This window comes from Vibrio sp. Vb0349 (genome assembly GCF_033338975.1).
Genome location: NZ_JAWOTS010000355.1, coordinates 1 through 1,146 on the forward strand (window position 1 = coordinate 1; position 1,146 = coordinate 1,146).

The window sequence follows — 1,146 nt, forward strand, 5'->3', positions numbered from 1 at the left end:
AAGAATAGGCAGCAGAACAGAGTCGATTTTTTCACGCAGTGCTTGTTCTTGGCTGCGTTCTAACTCTTGCTCTTTACGACGCGCGGCAGACGCCGGATCTTGCGAACCAGAGCTCAACAAACGGCCATGCTGATCCGTGACGGTAATGCGCGATGTCTTCATGCCTGGAACGGCACTCGCGACCATATCGACAATCGAGTCCACTTCTTGCTGCTTAAGGTTGGCACCTGTCGATAACGTCAAAAATACTGAGGCGGAAGCTTCTTGGTTATGACGCACAAACACACTGTGTTTCGGCAACGCCAACAACACTCGCGCTTTGCGAACCTGCTTCATTTCTTCAATGGCTTGAGCTAGCTGACGCTCACGGCTGAGCTTAAGACGTTCCTGCTCTAGGCGCTGAGAAACGCCAAAGCCCATGTCTTGCAGCAGAATGTCATCGCCCGCTTCGGTCGCTTGATTGACGCCCGAACGCACCATGCCTAATTTGATTGAGTTGTACTCGCTCGACTCCACCGAAACGGTATTACCATCGAGTTTGTAATTGATTTTTTGCTGGTCAAGGTAATCCAGAACAGGGATCAGTTCTTCAGTGTCGTAAGCGCCAAGCGGACGCATTTCTGGTTCTTTTACCCAGAAGAACAACATAACGATTAACGCAACACAGATAGAGATCGATAGCACAAGCACGACCTGTCGAAGCAAATCGAGGTCGCCCACGGCCATATCGAATTTTGATGCACTGCGCTCTTCTAAATCTGGATTTTGGCTTTCCACATCCATATCGGAGCTAGAAACCAGTGCGCCATCTGAGCCGCCATCAGTGACGGTTAAATCTGTAGACTTGTCTGCCACACTTATTACCTAAATTACACTGGCATGTTCATGAGGTCTTTGTAGGCCTCAACGAGCTTATTGCGGATTTGAACAGTGGCTTCAAAAGCAACACTGGATTTGTTACGAGCAATCATGACGTCAGATAAGGAAACATCGGCATCACCACGATCAAAACGCGTTTGTAGATCGCCAGATGATTTTTGAAGTGAGTTTACGTTATTGATGGCTTTGGTTAGGAGATCATTGAAATCTGCACCCACTTTCGCACCCGTTCCTGTCGGAGTGGTGTTGGTCGCTTCAACCATCATG

At 48.5% G+C, this 1,146-nt stretch carries 2 protein-coding genes; both read right to left on the reverse strand.

Annotated features, from left to right (window positions below; translation table 11 throughout):
- Positions 1-855, reverse strand: an 855-nt coding sequence (fliF, locus tag R7Q47_RS25805; protein WP_318090204.1) for a flagellar basal-body MS-ring/collar protein FliF, incomplete at its 3' end; no start/stop codon positions are given.
- Between the two features lie 14 nt (positions 856-869).
- Positions 870-1,145: a flagellar hook-basal body complex protein FliE gene (fliE, locus tag R7Q47_RS25810; protein WP_050485412.1), complete on the reverse strand. Its 276-nt coding sequence runs from the start codon at positions 1,143-1,145 to the stop codon at positions 870-872.
- Position 1,146: the final 1 nt, after the last annotated feature.